Here is an 18,250-nt window from a genome sequence, read left to right as displayed (position 1 = left end):
GCCGGAACGCCCAGTCACTACACTCCACTGTAAACCCTATAAAGAGGTCACACCGGTGACACCACTCATGATCACCCTGTTGGTAATAGCCGTTATCGCCATACTGATTGCCATTGGCTATATGAACCACGTGGTGGAAAACAACAAGCTGGAAAAGAAACGTACCGAAATCGAACTCAATGATCGGCTGCGCCGCTGCGGTGAAATCACCGAGACCTTTCCTGGCCAGTTGATGACCCCGGCGCTCAAACTGTTGCTGACACGACTGGAGCTCAACGTTAACCAGCGGCTGTTGAACCTCAACAAGACCAGCGCACCGATCAAGGCCCGCATCGCCGAGCTGAATGCGCTGGTGGCCCAGGGTGAATCGATCCCGGTGAGCAACCCGCCCGCGCCGATCCAGACCGAAGCCAAGGCCAAGGACGTGCGTTTCCTGCTTGAAGCCCTCCACGGCCAGGTCACCCGCGCTGCTCAGGACGGCTTCCTGTCGTCCAACGAGGCCAAGCACTGGATCAAGGAAATCCGCCATATCCTGGTGTTGCTGCATATCGAGTTCTTCAACAACCTCGGCCAGCACGCTTTGCAGCAAAGCCAGCCGGGCCAGGCGCGCCTGGCATTCGAACGTGGCGTGCAGTACCTGCGCAAACAACCGGAGCCGGGGATCTACAGCGCACAGCTGCAACAACTGGAAGCCCAACTGGTCCGCGCCAACTCCACGGTACTGACCAACAGCAAGCCTGCCCAAGACGAGGTCAACGAATTGACCGAAGGCCTCAAAGTGGTCGACGCCGACGCGGAATGGAAGAAAAAAGCCATTTACGACTGATTGGCCCCTCTCCATGTGGCGAACTCTGTTCGCCACATGCCATCACTTTGCATCTATCCGCCGCCCCTCGACTAGCGTAAAAAAGTGCCCCTCACTCCGTGAAGTCAGAGGCCTGCTATGCCTGTCGCCGTCATTGATGGACAACCGCTGCACTACGTCGACCAGGGCTGCGGCCCCGTCGTCCTGCTGGGCTCAAGCTACCTGTGGGACCGCGACATGTGGTCGCCGCAGGTCGAAGCCCTGTCGCAACAGTACCGCGTGATCGTGCCCGAGCTGTGGGGCCATGGCGAGTCCGGCCCGCTGCCGGCGCAAACCCATTCCCTCGACGACCTCGCACGCCAGGCCCTGGCCCTGCTGGACCAGTTGGACATTTCACACATCAACCTGGTGGGTCTCTCGGTCGGTGGCATGTGGGGTGCGCGGCTGGCGTTGCTCGCACCCGAGCGGGTCAACAGCCTGGTGCTGATGGACACCTACCTCGGCGCCGAGCCCGAGGCCACGCGCCAGTACTATTTCTCGCTGTTCAAGATGATCGAAGACGCCGGCGCCATCCCTGAACCTTTGCTGGATGTTATTACTCCGATCTTCTTCCGCCCAGGCATCGATCGCGAATCAGCGCTGTACCAGGATTTGCGCAAGCAATTGCAGGGTTACTCCAAAGAGCGCCTGCTGCGCAGCATCGTGCCCCTGGGCCGGTTGATCTTCAGTCGCGAGGATGTGCTGGCGCAGTTGCCACGCTTGGATGCCAACACTACCTTGGTAATGTGTGGCGAACAGGACAAACCGCGCCCTCCCGCCGAGTCCGAGGAGATGGCCGGTCTGATCGGCTGCAGCCTGATCCTGATTCCGCAGGCCGGCCATATCAGTGCGAGGGAACATCCGGACTTCGTCAACGAAGCGCTGCTGACCTTCCTGGCCAACCACGCCTGACCGCCCTCCCCAGTGATCGCAGCCAACACGCTGCGATCACAGGCGAAAATGCCCCACCATGCCCTTGAGCTCCGCCCCCAACTGCGCCAGTTGAATACTCGACGCAGCGTTGCCCTGCATGCTCAGCGCCGACTGATCCGCACTGGCACGGATACTGGTGACGCTGCGGTTGATCTCTTCGGCCACCGAGCTTTGTTCCTCGGCCGCAGCGGCAATCTGCTGGTTCATCTGCTGGATCAACGACACCGCCGCCGCGATGCTGCCCAGGGCGCTTTCGGTTTCCAGCGCATCGCTCACTGCCAGCTTCACCAGCTCGCCGCTTTGCTGGATCTGCTGCACGGACGACTGCGCCGCACTGCGCAAGGTACTGACCAACCGCTCGATTTCTTCCGTGGATTGCTGGGTGCGCAGGGCCAACGCGCGCACCTCATCGGCGACCACCGCAAAACCCCGCCCCTGTTCGCCCGCGCGGGCGGCTTCGATGGCGGCGTTAAGGGCCAGCAGGTTGGTCTGTTCAGCCACGCTTTTGATGACGCTCAACACGGTGCCGATATGCTGGATCTCTGCGCTCAGGCTCTCGATGCTGGTGCTGGCACTGGTGCTGGAGGTGGCCAGTAATTCGATGCGCTGCAGGCTTTGGCGCACCACCCGTTGGCCACTGTCGACTTTGTCATCCGCCGTCTGCGCGGCTTGCGCGGCCTCTTCGGCATTGCGCGCCACGTCGTGAACGGTGGCGGTCATCTGGTTCATCGCCGTGGCAACCTGTTCGGTTTCTTCTTTTTGGCTGCTGACTTCGATATTGGTCTGCTCGGTGACGCTGGACAATGAATGCGCCGAGCTGGCCAGTTGTTCGATACCGGCTTGCAGGCCGCTGACCATTTGGCTCAAGCCACTGCCCATCTGCTGCATCGCCTGCATCAACTGGCCGATTTCATCGCGACGACTGACGTCCATGCGCCCGCTCAAGTCGCCGGCGGCGATCTGCTGGGCCACGGCGATCACACTGCGCAGCGGCGCGACGATCAATCGGGTTATCACCCACGCCGCAATCAACCCTACCAGCAGTGCCAGGGCCGAAGAACCGATGATCAGCCCTGCGCTTTTCTTTAACTGCGCCTGCATCGACTGATCTTCGGCGCTGTAAGCCTGGTTGACCCGGCTGACCACTTGCTCCGCCCGATCATGCAACTGTTTGTAGACCACTTTCTCCTGCGCCAGCAGGCCGGTGTATTCGCCGAGCTTTTCACTGAACGCGGCAATATGCCCGGAGACTTCGTTGAGCACGGTCTGGTAGCCCGAGTCCTTGACCGAGGTCTTCAGTTGCTCGACCTGGGCCAGGGCCTGGTCGGCCTGCTCGATCTTGCCCTGCTCAGTGCCCTCCCCGCTCACTTTGCGGCTCTGATCCAGACGCACATGGGCTTCGTTCATGGCTTGCAACATCAAGCGTGAGACTTGGCTGATCTGTCCCGCCTGCTCGATAAACTCAGCGCCCTCCTTGCCCTGGCTTTCCTTCAGGCCATAGGCACCGTCATCTGCCAGCCCGGCCTGCAAGACGTCTAGGTTGTTCGCCACGCTGGACACCGACCAACTGGCCATTTCAAGGGCCAGGTCCTTGGTCTGGGTCAATTCGACAAACTCATCGAATGCCTTGCGGTATTCCGCCAAGGCTTGCTCGACATCGTTCATCACCGGCACGTTGGCGGGCGATTGAGCCTTGAGGCTGGCCGCGAGCGCTGCCAGGGTATCGACACTTTCATGCAGGGCATCGACGGCCTTGGGGTCGGCATGCAATGCGTAGTCCTGCTCGATCAGGCGCACCTTGAGCAGGCCGCTGTTGAGCGAAGACATGGCCTTGAGGCCTTCGAAACGCTGTCCAACGGATTGCAGGGACCACACGCCGATGGCCGCGACCAACGCGGTCAGCAGCAATACCAGCATGAAGCCCAAGCCCAGTTTCTTTGCCATACCGAGGTTGGCGAAATGTCGTTGCACGACCGAAATCATTGCACTTGAATCCTCTTGCAATGGCAGATGCCATAAAGCCCGGTTAACTCAGGCGAGATTCGCAACCACAAGGCATTGAACACAAGGCGTTGGCGCCACAATAATGGCAAAAAGCTACACGCTCGTCGTTTTCAGGATGGTCGAGGTCGATCTGGCAGGCCCCATGGCGCGGAACAACGCCAAGGCTCGTTGATCGGCCGCATAGGCCACATTGATACGCAGCCAGTCACTGGGTTCGCCGGTTGGACTGAACAGCGCCCCCGGCGATAACAAGACACCGAGCCGCCGGGCACACCCCTGCACTCGTGACCGATCCCCCACCCCTGGCCGTGCCCACAGGAACATACCGCCAGCGGGTTTGGCGAACACCTCCCACTCCTCGTCCTCCAGTACCTGCAACGTAGCGGCCATTTGCGCACGCAGTCGCTTGCGCAGGCGCTGCACACACTTGCGATAGGTGCCATTAGCCAGCAGCGTGGCCACCACCGCCTCGGCAAATCGCGAGGTGCCAAACCCGGTCATGGTCTTGAGGCTGGCCAGTTGCGCGATGATCACCGTGCTGGCACTGAGATACCCCACGCGCAGGGCACTGCTCAGGGTCTTGGAAAAGCTCGCGACATAGATCACCCGGTCATCATGGGGAAACGCCGACAGCCGCGTGCAACTGGCAGGTTGCAGGTCGCCGAAAACATCCTCTTCAATGATCAGGAAGTTCTCGCGGTGCGCCAGTTCCAGCAAACGTTCAGCCACTGTGCGGTTCAGGCTGGTGCCGGTGGGATTGTGATACAGGCTGTTGATGAACAGGCACTTGGGCCGATGCCGCTGCAACAATGCTTCCAGCGCCGAGAGGTCCGGGCCTCCTTGGGTGCGCGGCACTTGCAGCAGTTGCACGCCGTGGAACGCCAGCTGCCGATAGAGGTTGCCGTACCCCGGCGATTCGACCACCACGCAATCGCCAGCCTTGAGCAACGTGCGTATCAGCAAGTCCTGTGCATGACTGGCGCCTGACGTGGTGAGAATGCAGTCAAGGTGGGTGGCAATGTGGATCTGGGTCAGTCGCTTGAGCAGTTGTTCGCGCAGCGCCAGCAAACCCAATGGGGTGCTGTAGTTGAACAGACCGGCGGTGTCGGTACGGGTGACTTCACGAATCGCATAGCTGATGTCATCGCTTTCGCGCCAGGCATCCGGCAACCAGCCGCAGCCCAGTTTCAGCTCACCCATTGGGTTATCGATGAACGGCCCCCATTCCCGCTCTGCGCCTTCGTACCATTGGCCCTCATGCAAGCCGGACGGCTGCGCGACCACAAACCCCGAGCCGGGCTTGGACACCAGTACGCCCTGGGCGGCCATCCGCTCGAACGCCTCGATCACGCTGGACTGGCTGAGCAGATTATCGAGGGCCACCTGTCGAATGGACGGCAAGCGCGTGCCGGGACTCGCCCCACTGTTGCGAATCCACTGCGCCACTGCGCTGATGATTTGCTGCACCACCGGTACAAGGGCTTGTCGATCGATCCCTAAATCCATGCGCCACTCACTTCCTCTGTCTGTTATTCAACCCAGAACAGTTAAGCACAGAAGCCCCTCACAACCCGTCGCCAAATTTTATTAAAGTATTGATTTTATTGAATTATTTACCTAATGATACACATTCTGACAGGGCCCATTGCCAGCTATGGAAACGCCCCACAGCCCTCCCAAACCTTTTCGAATGGCGGGCGACGCGAGGTCCTAGATAGCCGTAGCACCACCGTCCACCGCCAAGGCCTGGCCAGTGGTAAAGGCCGCGCCATCGCTACAGAGGTAGAGCACCGCGCTGGCGACCTCCTCGACCTTGCCAATGCGCCCGACCGGATGCATGGCGGCGGCAAATTCGGCTTTGCGTGGGTCGGCTTCATAGGCACGCCGGAACATATCGGTATCGATCACCGCCGGGCAGACCGCATTGACGCGAATTTTCTTCTTCGCATATTCAATGGCCGCCGATTTGGTCAGGCCGATCACCGCATGCTTGGAAGCGGCGTAAATGCTCATCTTGGGCGCCGCGCCCAAACCCGCTACCGACGCGGTGTTGACGATTGCCCCGCCACCCTGGGCCAGCAGTAGCGGCAACTGGTACTTCATGCACAGCCACACGCCTTTGACGTTGACGCCCATGATGGCGTCGAACTCATCCTGGCTGCCGTCGGCCAACTTGCCTTTCTCGATCTCGATTCCGGCGTTATTGAAGGCATAGTCCAGGCGGCCATAGGCGGTGATGGTCTGGGCCATCAATTGCTGCACATCGGCCTCCAGCGTGACGTTGCAGCGTACAAACAGCGCTTCCCCGCCCGCCTGGTGGATCAAGGCGACGGTACCCTCGCCGCCCGCTGCATCCAGGTCGGCAACCACGACCTTCAAGCCTTCGGCGGCGAATGCGAGCGCAGTGGCGCGACCAATACCGGCGGCGGCACCGGTTACCAGGGCGACTTGACCGGAAAACGTCATGCTCATGGAGGATGTCCTGAAGAGTGTGTTGTGGGAAATCTAGCCGTGGCCCGAGTCTAGCCAACGCCACGCCGGACGCGTCAGCACTATCAAAAGGCCAGTTAAGGCTGCATGGATCGCAGTGATAACAGACATAGGCTGACTATCAGCAATGCCTATCGACAAGCATTCGCGCATTGGGTGAACCTTGCTCCATGGCCGTTCAAGGTTTATCACTTCAGGTTCATTTCCAGAAGAGTCCCTGCCATGACCGCCCAGACCAACCGCCAATTCCTGCTCGCCAAGCGCCCGGTCGGCGCGGCGACCCGGGAAACCTTCACCTACCAGGAAGTGCCGGTGGGCACACCCCAGGATGGGCAGGTGCTGGTGCGCAACGAATACCTGTCCCTCGACCCGGCCATGCGCGGCTGGATGAATGAAGGCAAGTCCTACATTCCGCCGGTCGGCATCGGTGAAGTCATGCGCGCGCTGGGTGTGGGAAAAGTGATTGCGTCCAACAACCCGAAATTTTCGGTCGGGGACTACGTCAACGGTGCCTTGGGTGTGCAGGATTACTTCCTGGGCGAGCCGCGTGGTTTCTACAAGGTTGATCCAAAACTCGCGCCTTTGCCGCGCTACCTGTCTGCCCTGGGCATGACCGGCATGACGGCCTACTTCGCGTTGCTGGACACCGGCGCACCCAAGGCAGGCGAAACCGTAGTGATCTCCGGCGCGGCCGGCGCCGTGGGCAGCATTGCCGGGCAGATCGCCAAGCTCAAAGGCTGCCGCGTGGTGGGCATTGCCGGCGGTGCAGACAAGTGCACGTTCCTGGTGGATGAACTGGGCTTCGACGCCGCCATCGATTACAAAAGCGAAGACGTGCCCGCCGCGCTCAAGCGCGAATGCCCCAAGGGCGTGGATGTGTATTTCGATAACGTCGGCGGCGATATTCTCGACGCCGTCCTCAGCCGCCTGGCACTGAAGGCGCGCGTGGTGATTTGCGGTGCCATCAGCCAATACAACAACAAGGAAGCCGTGAAGGGCCCGGCCAACTACCTGTCATTGCTGGTCAATCGCGCGCGTATGGAAGGTTTTGTGGTGATGGATCACGCGGCAAACTTTGCCGCGGCCGGGCAGGAAATGGCCGGCTGGATGGCGCAGGGCAAGCTCAAGAGCAAGGAAGATATCGTGGAGGGGCTGGAGACGTTCCCGGAGACGTTGATGAAGCTGTTCAACGGGGAGAACTTTGGCAAACTGGTACTCAAGGTCAACTGACACACCTTGGATCTAATTGTGGGAGCAGCGATGCGACGTGCTCGCTCCCACATCTATGTTTCCAGGTTCGACCTGATATCAGGCGATCTCGGCAACTACCGCCGCCAGCGCCTTCGCCGGATCCGCCGCCTGGCTGATCGGGCGGCCAATCACAAGGTAATCCGAACCCGCATCCAGTGCCTGACGCGGGGTCAGGATACGGCGCTGGTCATCCTGGGCGCTGCCCGCCGGACGAATCCCCGGAGTCACCAGCTGCAGCGACGGGTGCGCGGTTTTCAGCGCCTGGGCTTCCAGCGCCGAACACACCAGGCCATCGAGGCCGGCTTTCTGCGCCAGGGCGGCCAGGCGCAGGACTTGCTCCTGGGGCTCGATGTCCAGGCCAATACCGGCCAGGTCTTCACGCTCCATGCTGGTGAGCACAGTGACGCCGATCAGCAGCGGTTTAGGACCGCTGCGCTGTTCCAGCACTTCACGGCAGGCGGCCATCATGCGCAGGCCGCCGGAGCAGTGCACGTTGACCATCCACACGCCCATTTCGGCGGCAGCCTTGACCGCCATGGCGGTGGTGTTCGGGATGTCGTGGAATTTCAGGTCGAGGAACACCTCGAAGCCTTTATCACGCAGGGTGCCGACGATGTCCGCGGCGCAGCTGGTGAACAGTTCCTTGCCGACTTTGACGCGGCAAAGCTTCGGATCCAACTGGTCAGCCAGCTTCAGTGCGGCGTCACGAGTGGGGTAATCCAGGGCGACGATGATAGGAGTCTGGCAGACGGGCATTGGAATGGGCTCTCAGGCAAGTCGAAATCGGCGCGGATTGTAGCGCAAGCAGCGCCTTTGCGGGATCCGATGATCGGTAAATACTGACCAAGCGCCGTCAGGCGGGCATTTCTGGAAATTATTTCAAAGCTGATACATTCACGACATGCCCACAACACGCCCTACGGCTAGCCTCGCCTGCACGACCCACCGACCAGCACTTCCAGCCATGGGGCTGGGCGCCTATGCTGACCGCAACGACCAGGCAGATGATTGCATTATGCACACCCCTTCCGTCTTTATGAACGACGAGCAAAAAGCCGCGGTGATCGCCGACGACAAGCGCTGGAACACTCGTGCGCTGATCGTTGACGACGATGTGCCGATCCGCGAACTGCTGATCGACTACCTGGCACGCTTCGGCATTCTCGCCACCGGCGTCATCGACGGCACCGCGATGCGCCAAGCCATGCACGCCGAAACCTTTGACGTGGTGGTGCTCGACCTGATGCTGCCAGGCGAGGACGGCCTCTCGCTGTGCCGCTGGCTGCGCGCGGAATCGGACATCCCGATCCTGATGCTCACCGCCCGCTGCGAACCCACCGACCGCATTATCGGCCTGGAACTGGGCGCCGATGACTACATGTCCAAGCCGTTCGAGCCGCGCGAACTGGTGGCGCGCATCCAGACCATCCTGCGCCGCGTGCGTGACGACCGTACTGAACAGCGCACGAATATCCGCTTCGACAACTGGCGCCTGAACAGTGTGCTGCGCCAGCTGGTGGCCGACGATGGTTTGGTGGTGCCGCTGTCCAACGCGGAATTCCGCTTGCTGTGGGTGTTTATCGAGCGCCCGCGCCGCGTACTGAGCCGCGAGCAGTTGCTGGATGCAGCCCGTGGCCGATCAATTGAAGCCTTTGATCGCAGCATCGACTTGCTGGTATCGCGCCTGCGGCAGAAACTCGGGGATGATCCCAAGGCACCGCAGTTGATCAAGACCGTGCGTGGCGAAGGCTACCTGTTCGATGCGCGAGATATCGGCTGATGCGTGCGCCCTTCAACACGCTGTTTGGTCGGCTGTTTGGCGTGTTGCTCGTGGCGATTGTGCTGGCCCACGCGCTGGCGTTCTTCTGGTTCCACCATTACGGCCAACCGCCGCCGCCACCGCCTGAGCGGTTTATCGAGCAACCGGACGGAACAAGGGTACCGGAGCGCAAAGAGCACCACCGCCCCTGGTTTGGCGGCCCGGTGGTGCCCCTGACGTTTCAATTTGTCTCACTGATTATCGCCGCCTGGTACGGGGCCAAGCTGTTGAGCAGACCGATTCAACGCCTCAGCGAGGCGGCCGAGCGTTTAAGCCTGGACCTTGACAGCCCGCCGCTGGAAGAGTCCGGGCCGCTGGAAGCGCGGCAGGCGGCATCGACCTTCAACCTGATGCAAAAACGCATCCGCGAACAGGTCAGCCAACGCGCGCGCATGCTCGGTGCGGTCTCCCATGACCTGCGCACCCCACTGTCACGCCTCAAGCTGCGCCTGGAACAGATCGAAGATACGCGGCTGCAGGGCCAGATGCGCCAGGACCTGGACGACATGATCGGCATGCTCGACGCCACCCTGAGCTACCTGCACGAACAACGCACCAGCGAAACCCGGCATTGGCTGGACGTGCAAGCGCTGGTGGAGTCGATGAGCGAAAACGCCCAGGACCAGGGTTCGGATGTGCAATTCGCCGGCACCTGCGCGCCGTTGCAAGTACAGCCGATGGCCTTGCGTTCGTGCCTGAATAACCTGATCGACAACGCCTTGCGTTATGCCGGCTCGGCACGCATCGAGCTGACGGACAGTCGCGAGGCACTGGTCATCCGCGTCATTGATCATGGCCCCGGCATCGCCGCCGACAAGCGTGAAGCGGTGTTCGAGCCGTTCTACCGGCTCGAAGGCTCACGCAACCGCAACTCCGGCGGCGTCGGCCTGGGCATGACGATTTCCAAGGAAGCGGCGGAACGCCTCGGCGGTCGCCTGAACCTGGAGGAAACCCCAAGTGGTGGACTGACTGCCGTGATGTGGTTGCCCAGGACCTGAGGGCCAGCACCACTCCCACATTAGGCCTCATACAACCGTTACAGCGGCTTATCTTCCAGACGCGCCTGAGCCTGGGTCGCACTCCAATCCGTCAACAGGCTGTAGGCCACCGCCAGCAAGGTCGGGCCGATAAACAGGCCGATAAAACCAAAGGCAATCAAGCCACCGAACACGCCGAGCAGCACAATGACCAGCGGCAGGTTGCCGCCCCGACTGATCAGGTAGGGCTTGAGCACGTTGTCCACGCCGCTGATGATGAACGTGCCCCATACACCGAGGAACACCGCATAGGTGTAATCGCCTTTCCAGGCCAGCCAGGCCGTGGCAGGGATCCACACCAGCGGCGGGCCCATGGGGATCAGGCTGAGCAGGAAGGTGACGACGCCCAGCACCAGCGCGCCCGGTACGCCGGCGATCAGAAAGCCGATCAGTGCCAGCACCGCCTGGGCGGCGGCGGTGCCAATCACGCCGTTGACCACCCGTTGTACGGTGCCAGCCACCAGTTCGATGTAGTAGCCCGCGCGTTCGCCGATCAAGCGTTCCAATAAACGGTGGACGAACATCGCCAAGCGCGGCCCGTCTCGATAGAAAAAGAACACGAACACCAGGCTCAACGTCAGTTCAAGAATGCCGCCGCCGATCTGCGCACTGCGCGCCAGCAACCAATTGCCAACCTGCCCCAGGTACGGTTTGATGCTGACCATCAAGGCCGCGCCTTGTTGGTCGATGCTGTCCCAGGTTGCCACCAGCCGCTCGCCGACAAAGGGAATCGAACCGAGCCAGGTGGGCGCCGCCGGCAAGCCGTCGACCTGGATATCCTTGATCAACGCCACCGCGTCGCGCACATGGTCCGCGAGGTTGAAGCCCATCCACACCAGCGGCACCGCCACCAGCAAGATCCAGCCCAGCGTCAGGATGGCGGCCGCCAAAGACTCCCGGCCGCCGAGCCAACGCGTGAGCAGGACCATCAGTGGCCAACTGGCAAACGCCAGCACCGCGCCCCAGAACAGCGCCGACCAGAACGGCGCCATCACCCATAGACTGGCACCAAACAGCACCAGCAGCAGGATTTGCACCAGTAGGCGATCGTTATTGAGCATGGGGTATCTCTAGAAGAAGGCTTAGGAAGACAGCTTAGGCGAACGAAGCGGGTCCGTTCGCCTGGTCACGCCTAGCGTATCAGATGCACGCGCAGGCCTTTGGCATCACCGGCGCCGGTTTCCAGGCGAGCAGCGCGCACGCCTTTGTCGATCAGGCCCTGGCGCCACGCTTCGGCGTTCGGCCCGGTCAAACTGACGCGCAACGTGGTGTCGAGGTTCAACCCACGGGAAATCAAGGTCAGCCAGGTGGTGTCGGGTGCGCCGGCGAGCGCGGGGAAGTCCAGCTCACCGGTGCTTTTCAGCTCGCGCGACAGGGTCGCCGAGGTCGGCAATAGATGGCCCAATGGCGCGCTGGCGTCCAATTGCTCCACATGCAGATAGGCGCGGCGATTGCCCCGGGTGATGCCATAGAGCGCGACCAGGGAGTTGGCCTGTGGCTCGGCCAGACGCAGCAACACGTATTCCTGCTGGCTGTCGGCGCCGACCAACTTGGCGTTGCCGAAAATCTCATTGGCCCACAGGCTGCTTTCACCACAATCGCGGGCATTGCACCAGAATAACAACTGCGCGCCCTTTTCCTGCAACGCTTCACGCGTCGCGGTAAACGCGGCGCTGGAGCTGTGTTCGGCGGGCAACTCATAGGTGATGGCGGTGGCTTGGCCGCGCGCGATGGCCTGGTCTTCATAGCGCAACTGGCCGCTGATCTTGCGGATCGCGCCCATGGGGTAGATCCGTTCTTTTTCTTCAGCGGGCCGGTAATCGACGATTTGCGAATCGACCTGGCGGGCCACGGCGGGCAGGTCCTGGCTACCCGGTAGGTCGGCGGCGAATACCAACGGGCTAAGCAGGCTTAAGCCCAAGACACGGATACATCCGTTACGCACGCTCATAAGATCAACGAGCCCTGGCCATCGTTGGTCATAGCGATGTCGAAGTTGTTCATGGTTGACTCCTTTTCAATCCGCCCAGCCTCGGCAGTTGACCGCCCCAAGTCAAGGCGCTCGGAAGAACCGATTGAAACAGTCTGCAACAAGGAGCGCCCCAGACTCATCATTCAGGTGCAAATGATGGCCACCGGGCAGCGTGGTCACGGTAAAGGGTAGCTGGGAAAGCAATTCGGGATGTTTCGCCAGCATGCCGTCGGCAGCGACCACTAACTGCGTAGGGCACCTTACGCGCCGCACGAAGGCCATGGCTTGTTCGTCGGTCAGGCGCATCGGCGAAGCCAGGGTCAGGCGGCTATCGGTACGCCAGGTGTAACCACCCGGCACCGGCATCAAACCGCGCTGGGCCAGCAGTTCTGCGGCTTCGCGACTGACCGCTACCACGCCTTTCATGCGCGCTTCGACGGCGCTATCCAGGGTGTTATAGACCGGCTTGCGCTTGTCCTGCAGGTTCAATTGCGCTTGCAACGCCATGCCCAGCCGCTCGGCGGCGTTCTCACCGTTGGCCGTCGGCGGGATGACGCCGTCGATCAATCCCAGGTGCGTTACGCGCTCCGGCAACGCACCGGCGAGCACCAGAGACACGATAGCGCCGAGAGAGTGACCAAGTAATGCAAAACGTTTCCACCCGAGTTGCTCGGCGACTTGCAGCACGTCATAGACGTAATCCCACAAGGCATAACCGGCGCCTGTAGGACGATGCGCCGAATGCCCGTGCCCGGCCATATCCAGCGCAACGACGCGCAAACCCTGAAGTTTCGGGGCCAGTCGCGCAAAGCTGTTGGCGTTGTCCAGCCAGCCATGCAGCGCGATCACCGGCACACCGTCCTCGGGGCCGAACAGGTGGGCCGCCAGTTCGATATGCGGCAGGCTCAGGCGGACGTCCTCGACGGGTGTGCTCATGCGCAACTACGCTCGCGCGTTTCCCAGCGGGAGAACAGGTTCTTGATCAAGGTCGCGGTGTCTTGGGGGCGCTCAAGGGGGAACATATGGCCGCCGGGCATGGTGAGCATTTCACCCATGGGCAGACGTCCGACGCCGCTGGCGTGGTGACGCATCACTACGCGGCTCTGTCGGCCGCGCACCACCGCCAGCGGCACCTTCAGTTGGCGCACCTGGCCCGGGCTGGTGTGCGGCACGCCACGGTAGATGCTGATTTCTGTGGCCGGGTCAAAGCGCAGGCGCAGGCGATCACCCACCTGATACAAACCATGTTGCAGGTAAGCGTCGAAGCATTCCGGGTCAAAGCCACGGAACAAGGTCTTGCCGGCGAAGTAACTGCGCGCAGCCTCTAGGTCGGTAAATTCCTCGCGACGGCCCAGGGTGCGTCCAGCCGGGGTCAGGCGGTCGATGAAACCCAAGCGCTTGGCCGCGCGAATTACCCAGCGGTCGGCGCGGGTCAGCACCGGCGAATCGAGCATCACCACACCGCGATACAACTGCGGGCAACGCATGGCCGCGTGCAGATGCAACACGCCGCCCAAGGAATGGCCCACCCCCCACACCGGTTCCGGCTGCTGCTCAAGGTGGTGGATCAACTCGTCCACCAGGTTCTGCCAATTATCATCCACCGGAAACCTGGGATCATGACCGTGCTGCGGCAGATGAGCCACCTTGTATTCCGGGGCCAGGGCGGCAAACAGCTTGCCGTAGGTGGCCGAAGGGAAGCCATTGGCGTGGGCAAAAAACACATGCTGCGACATACCGGATCCATCTACAAAAACAGAGATTGATTGTCACCATGCCTGGCCGGCACAGCAATGACTGTAACTGCCAGGAATGATGACACTCACGCCACGCCTATCGCGCCGGGGGGTTCTCGCCCAGCGGTACCACCGCCATGGTCAGGCGCGAGATACAACTGGCTTTGCCATCGTCGCTGGTCAAGCGGATGTCCCACACCTGAGTAGTGCGGCCGATGTGAATCGCGCGCGTTACGGCAGTCACCCGCCCGCTGCGCACACCACGCAGGTGGTTGGCGTTGACCTCAAGGCCGACGCAATAGAACTTGGCGGGATCAATACACAGGTAGGCGGCCGTCGAGCCGACGGTTTCTGCCAACACCACCGACGCACCACCGTGCAGCAAGCCGTAGGGTTGATGGGTGCGATGATCGACCACCATGCTGGCGGTCAGGGACTCGTCGTCCACGCTGTCGAAGCGAATATCCAGCAGCTCACCGATGGTGTTTTTCTGCATGGCATTGAGTTGCTCGATATTCGGCTGGGTGCGCCACAGGCTCATACAAGTGTCCTTCTTGGTTTTATGATGGGCCTAATCCTGCCACAGAACCGATTCGGAACGCTCGCTCCACGCCTGCAATTGTGCACCGTAGGTCGATTCGATCACGTTGCGCTTGATCTTCAGGGTCGGGGTCAGAAAGCCGTTTTCCACCGCCCAGTTTTCGTTCACCACCACCAGTTGACGCAAACGCTCATGCTTGTCCAAGGCGCCGTTGACCTGTTCCAACAGGCGCTCAAGGCTGCTGCGCAGCACTTGCCGGTCCTGGCTCCCCGCCGACAGCACACACAGGCCGATTGGCGCAGCCAGGCCGTCGCCCACTACGCACACCTGCTCGATGCGCGAGTGTTCGGCCAGGCGGTTTTCGATCGGCGCCGGGGCTACGTATTTGCCTTTGCTGGTCTTGAAGATTTCCTTGAGCCGCCCGGTCAGGCGCAAACGGCCATCGGCATCCTGCTCGCCCTTGTCGCCGGTACGCAAGAAACCATCGGCGGTGAGGGTCTCGCAGGTTTTCTGTGGGTCCTTGAAGTAGCCGAGCATGGTCGCACCGCTGCGCACCTGCACTTCGCCCGAGGGGTCGATGCGCACTTCAACACCGGGGCACGGCAGGCCAATCCAGCCGAGGATCTGCTGGCCGGGACGACACACATGGGAGTAGCCGCAGCTCTCGGTCATGCCATACACCTCGAGCACATCCAGGCCCAGGCGTTGGTACCAGCGCAGCAGCGCCTCAGGCACGGGCGCCGCGCCGGACAGTGCGATGCGCAACGCGTCCAGGCCCAGGCCGGCAAGTACCTTGTGGCCTACACGTTTGCCGATAAAGGGCAGGCGCAGCAAGGTATCGAGGCGCTTTTGCGGGATCTTGGCGTAGACGCCCATCTGGAATTTGCTCCAGATCCGCGGCACGCCAAACAGTGCGGTCGGACGTGCCCTACGCAGATCGGTCAAAAAAGTATCCAGGCTTTCTGCGAAATAAACCGTTTGCCCAGTGTAAATCGACGCCATCTCCACAAACATCCGCTCCGCCACATGGCACAACGGCAGGTAGGACAACAGCCGGTCGCCCTCCCCCAGCCCGAATAACTCGGTGCCGCGGGTGGTGGCAAACCCCAAGGCGCCAAAGCTGTGCATCACGCCTTTGGGCAGGCCGGTGGTGCCGGAGGTATAGATGATGGTGGCCAGGTCCGAAGCGGCAGGCTGGGGGTCGTCATGAATCGACGGGCAGGCTTGCAGGTCGGCCCAACTGAAATCGAACGCGCCCGACGGGCACAGTGGCAGGCTGATGGTCGGCACACCCGCCGGCACACCGGGTGCCATGGCGGGCCAATCGTCGAGCTTGCCGATAAACACCAGTGCCGCCTCGGAATGGCTGAGCACATGGGCAACGGAGTCGGCGGTGAGGTTGGGGTACAGCGGCACAGAGACGTGCCCGGCCATCCAGATCGCCAGGTCGGCAATGATCCAGTGCGCGCAGTTTTTCGAGATCAGGGCAATGTGCGAGCCCTGGGGCAACTCGCGAGCACGCAGCCACTGCGCGGCGCAACGGGCCTGGTGGCCGACATCGCCCCAACTGAGGCGTTGCACCTCGCTGCCGCCAACGGGCTGGACCAGAAAGGTCTGACGCGGGTGGCGCGCTTCACGTTCAAAGAAGACCTGCAACGGCAAACGAAAAGCGACGGGCATGGGACGCGCTCCTTTGTGGTCCGACGATAGCCAACCAAGCACTTGCTTGGTTGAATATATAGCACACACAAAGCAGCGATATAGCCTACGGGTGTTTCACACCGACCAGGCTCATCAGCCCCGCCAGCGGGAAATCCCCCTCCAGTTCCGCCAGGCTGGCGGTGTGCATCGGCTGCGGCTGACGCTGGTGACCATGCTGCAGAAAGCTGATCAGGCTGCCCACCAACGGCTGGTGGCTGACCAGCAGCACGTTGTCATCGGTGTCGAGCTTTTCCAGCACCTGCAAAGGATTGCCCTCCGGCGTCAGCCACGGCACCGTGCGAATATCCGGCTCGAAACCCAAGGCCTCACGCACCAGGTGCGCGGTCTGCTGCGCCCGCACATAGGGGCTGGCGATGATGGCGCTGAGGGGTTGGCCAATCAGGTGCGCAGCACTGCGCAACACTTCGGCGCGCCCGTGTTCGGTGAGGTTGCGCTGAGCGTCGGAGGGGGCATGGGCTTCTGCTTCGCCGTGACGCAAAATCCACAACTTCACAGCTTTGGCTCCTCATCACGCACCGGGTGCGGCGCTGGCGGCACACTGTGGGCGGCTTCGCCCTCGGGTGCGCGCGGGGTCGGCCAGTCGGCGAACGGCCATGGTTTCTGTTCGGAGTGGAAGCTGCCGAAACGGCCGATCTGCGCCAGGAACTGGCTGAGGCTGTCGCCGAAGTTCATCAGGCCCAGGTTCGGTGCGCCATAGATCAAGCGGTAGATCAACTGCACCACCACCAGCGCGCCGAGCAGGAACTGAGCCACCTGCCACACCAGGGCAAACACCAGCATCCACAGAATGCGCAGGCCAATGGATTCGTACTTGGGCGCTGCTTTTGGATCGTTCATGACGCGTTCCTCAGTTGAAACCACTGGTGGAAATAAAGTCGACATCGGTTTTCGGCTCGGCGCGCATCAGCAGCTCGATGACCTGGTCCAAGGTGCGCCCTTCAAACAGGATAGCGTGCAGCCCGGCGACCAGCGGCATATACACGCCGGCCTCCTGGGCCTTGGCCTTGAGCACCTTGAGGGTGTTGACGCCTTCGGCCACTTCACCCAGGCGCGTGACCGCGTCGTCCAGGCTCAAGCCCTGGCCGAGGGCGAAACCCACCTGGTAGTTGCGGCTTTTCGGCGAGGAGCAGGTGACGATCAAGTCGCCCACACCCGCCAGCCCCAGGAAGGTCATCGGGTTGGCGCCCTGGTTCACGGCAAAACGGGTCATCTCGGCCAAGGCGCGGGTGATCAGCATGCTCTTGGTGTTTTCGCCCATGCCCAGCGCCACGGCCATGCCGGCGATGATCGCATAGACGTTTTTCAGCGCACCGCCCAGTTCGACGCCAAAGCGGTCGTTGCTGGCATAGACGCGGAAGGTCCGGCCATGCAGCACGGCCTGGACGCGCTCGCAGAGCGCTTCGTCTTCACTGGCGACCACGGTGGCGGTCAGCGCGTGCTCGGCCACTTCCCGCGCCAGGTTCGGCCCGGACAGCACGCCAATGCGCGCCTGAGGAGCGATTTCTTCAAGGATTTCACTCATCAGCTTGAAGGTCTGCGCCTCGATGCCTTTAGTCAGGCTGACCAGCAGCTTGCCCGCCAGGCGTTCAGCGTGAGGCGCCAACACCGAACGCAGTGCGCTGGACGGCAGCGCGACAAAACACAGGTCGCAGGCTGTGAGGGTTTCCAGCAGGTCGGTGACAGGCTCGACCGCCGGATGAATCTTGATGCCTTTGAGGTAACGCGGGTTTTCCCGGTTAACCCGAATGGCCTCGGCCTGTTCGGGATCGCGCATCCACTGGCGCACAGCGTGACCGTTTTCGGCCAGCAAATTTGCCACGGCGGTACCAAAACTTCCGCCTCCCAGGACCGCGATAGGGCGCTGTTCAGTCATATGCAATCCGTTAATCCATACCAGTGGC

At 61.7% G+C, this 18,250-nt stretch carries 18 protein-coding genes and 1 pseudogene; 5 read left to right on the top strand and 14 right to left on the bottom strand.

The window, feature by feature from the left end; all coding sequences use genetic code 11:
- Positions 1-55: 55 nt before the first annotated feature.
- Both AACY36_RS18770 and AACY36_RS18765 read left to right on the top strand, forming a co-directional pair.
- Positions 56-826, top strand: coding sequence for a hypothetical protein (locus AACY36_RS18770; protein ID WP_339414647.1), 771 nt, complete (start codon positions 56-58; stop codon positions 824-826).
- Positions 827-943: 117 nt separating this feature from the next.
- Positions 944-1,756 carry an alpha/beta fold hydrolase gene (locus AACY36_RS18765; protein ID WP_339414648.1) on the top strand — a complete coding sequence of 271 codons (813 nt, stop codon included), beginning with the start codon at positions 944-946 and terminating at the stop codon, positions 1,754-1,756.
- A 36-nt stretch (positions 1,757-1,792) separates the two neighbouring features.
- Here the strand turns inward: AACY36_RS18765 and AACY36_RS28355 are convergent, their stop codons facing one another.
- The 4 genes and pseudogenes from AACY36_RS28355 to AACY36_RS18750 all read right to left on the bottom strand — a co-directional run bounded on the left by AACY36_RS28355 (position 1,793) and on the right by AACY36_RS18750 (position 6,253).
- Positions 1,793-2,635, bottom strand: coding sequence for a methyl-accepting chemotaxis protein (locus AACY36_RS28355; RefSeq protein ID WP_370468012.1), 843 nt, complete (start codon positions 2,633-2,635; stop codon positions 1,793-1,795).
- Between the two features lie 18 nt (positions 2,636-2,653).
- A pseudogene (locus AACY36_RS28350) lies at positions 2,654-3,694 on the bottom strand (HAMP domain-containing protein); the annotation flags it as partial.
- Between the two features lie 180 nt (positions 3,695-3,874).
- Positions 3,875-5,287 (bottom strand): aminotransferase-like domain-containing protein, encoded by a 1,413-nt coding sequence (locus AACY36_RS18755; protein WP_339414650.1) that lies wholly within the window; start codon positions 5,285-5,287, stop codon positions 3,875-3,877.
- A gap of 204 nt (positions 5,288-5,491) precedes the next feature.
- Entirely contained in the window at positions 5,492-6,253 is a 762-nt protein-coding gene (locus tag AACY36_RS18750) for an SDR family oxidoreductase (RefSeq protein ID WP_339414651.1), read from the bottom strand.
- 240 nt (positions 6,254-6,493) lie between these two features.
- Here AACY36_RS18750 and AACY36_RS18745 point away from each other — a divergent pair, with 240 nt between their 5' ends.
- A complete protein-coding gene (locus tag AACY36_RS18745) occupies positions 6,494-7,501 on the top strand; it encodes an NADP-dependent oxidoreductase (protein WP_339414652.1) in 1,008 nt (335 codons plus the stop codon).
- A 78-nt stretch (positions 7,502-7,579) separates the two neighbouring features.
- Here the strand turns inward: AACY36_RS18745 and pyrF are convergent, their stop codons facing one another.
- Entirely contained in the window at positions 7,580-8,278 is a 699-nt protein-coding gene (pyrF, locus tag AACY36_RS18740; protein WP_339414653.1) for an orotidine-5'-phosphate decarboxylase, read from the bottom strand.
- A gap of 259 nt (positions 8,279-8,537) precedes the next feature.
- Between pyrF and AACY36_RS18735 the strand changes: the two genes are divergently transcribed.
- Together AACY36_RS18735 and AACY36_RS18730 are read left to right on the top strand one after the other, a co-directional pair.
- Positions 8,538-9,302, top strand: a complete 765-nt coding sequence (locus AACY36_RS18735; RefSeq protein ID WP_339414654.1) for a response regulator — start codon at positions 8,538-8,540, stop codon at positions 9,300-9,302.
- Positions 9,302-10,339, top strand: a complete 1,038-nt coding sequence (locus AACY36_RS18730) for a sensor histidine kinase (protein WP_339414655.1) — start codon at positions 9,302-9,304, stop codon at positions 10,337-10,339. Before AACY36_RS18735 ends, AACY36_RS18730 begins: the two co-directional genes overlap by 1 nt.
- Before the next feature lie 38 nt (positions 10,340-10,377).
- Here AACY36_RS18730 and AACY36_RS18725 read toward each other — a convergent pair whose 3' ends face one another.
- The 9 genes from AACY36_RS18725 to AACY36_RS18685 all read right to left on the bottom strand — a co-directional run bounded on the left by AACY36_RS18725 (position 10,378) and on the right by AACY36_RS18685 (position 18,222).
- Positions 10,378-11,439 carry an AI-2E family transporter gene (locus AACY36_RS18725; protein WP_339414656.1) on the bottom strand — a complete coding sequence of 354 codons (1,062 nt, stop codon included), beginning with the start codon at positions 11,437-11,439 and terminating at the stop codon, positions 10,378-10,380.
- Positions 11,440-11,510: 71 nt separating this feature from the next.
- Positions 11,511-12,329 (bottom strand): DUF4892 domain-containing protein, encoded by an 819-nt coding sequence (locus AACY36_RS18720; RefSeq protein ID WP_339414657.1) that lies wholly within the window; start codon positions 12,327-12,329, stop codon positions 11,511-11,513.
- 102 nt (positions 12,330-12,431) lie between these two features.
- The gene (locus AACY36_RS18715; protein ID WP_339414658.1) at positions 12,432-13,286 is read right to left on the bottom strand and encodes an alpha/beta hydrolase; all 855 of its coding nucleotides are present in this window, start codon (positions 13,284-13,286) and stop codon (positions 12,432-12,434) included.
- Entirely contained in the window at positions 13,283-14,086 is an 804-nt protein-coding gene (locus AACY36_RS18710) for an alpha/beta fold hydrolase (protein ID WP_339414660.1), read from the bottom strand. The genes AACY36_RS18715 and AACY36_RS18710 overlap by 4 nt, the downstream gene beginning before the upstream one ends.
- Before the next feature lie 97 nt (positions 14,087-14,183).
- Positions 14,184-14,627 (bottom strand): hotdog fold thioesterase, encoded by a 444-nt coding sequence (locus tag AACY36_RS18705; protein WP_339414661.1) that lies wholly within the window; start codon positions 14,625-14,627, stop codon positions 14,184-14,186.
- A gap of 30 nt (positions 14,628-14,657) precedes the next feature.
- Positions 14,658-16,307, bottom strand: a complete 1,650-nt coding sequence (locus AACY36_RS18700) for an AMP-binding protein (protein ID WP_339414662.1) — start codon at positions 16,305-16,307, stop codon at positions 14,658-14,660.
- An 85-nt stretch (positions 16,308-16,392) separates the two neighbouring features.
- Positions 16,393-16,842, bottom strand: coding sequence for a phosphohistidine phosphatase SixA (gene sixA / locus AACY36_RS18695; RefSeq protein ID WP_339427796.1), 450 nt, complete (start codon positions 16,840-16,842; stop codon positions 16,393-16,395).
- Positions 16,839-17,186, bottom strand: a complete 348-nt coding sequence (locus AACY36_RS18690) for a DUF4389 domain-containing protein (protein WP_339414664.1) — start codon at positions 17,184-17,186, stop codon at positions 16,839-16,841. Before AACY36_RS18690 ends, sixA begins: the two co-directional genes overlap by 4 nt.
- 10 nt (positions 17,187-17,196) lie before the next feature.
- Complete coding sequence (locus tag AACY36_RS18685; RefSeq protein ID WP_049709214.1) at positions 17,197-18,222, bottom strand: NAD(P)H-dependent glycerol-3-phosphate dehydrogenase; 1,026 nt, start codon at positions 18,220-18,222, stop codon at positions 17,197-17,199.
- Positions 18,223-18,250: the final 28 nt, after the last annotated feature.

Source organism: Pseudomonas sp. EA_15y_Pfl1_P101 (genome assembly GCF_963970835.1).
GTDB classification, from domain to species: Bacteria; Pseudomonadota; Gammaproteobacteria; order Pseudomonadales; family Pseudomonadaceae; genus Aquipseudomonas; species Aquipseudomonas tritici.
Note: the sequence above shows the minus strand (reverse complement) of the source record. Positions and strands in the feature narration are given on the sequence as shown.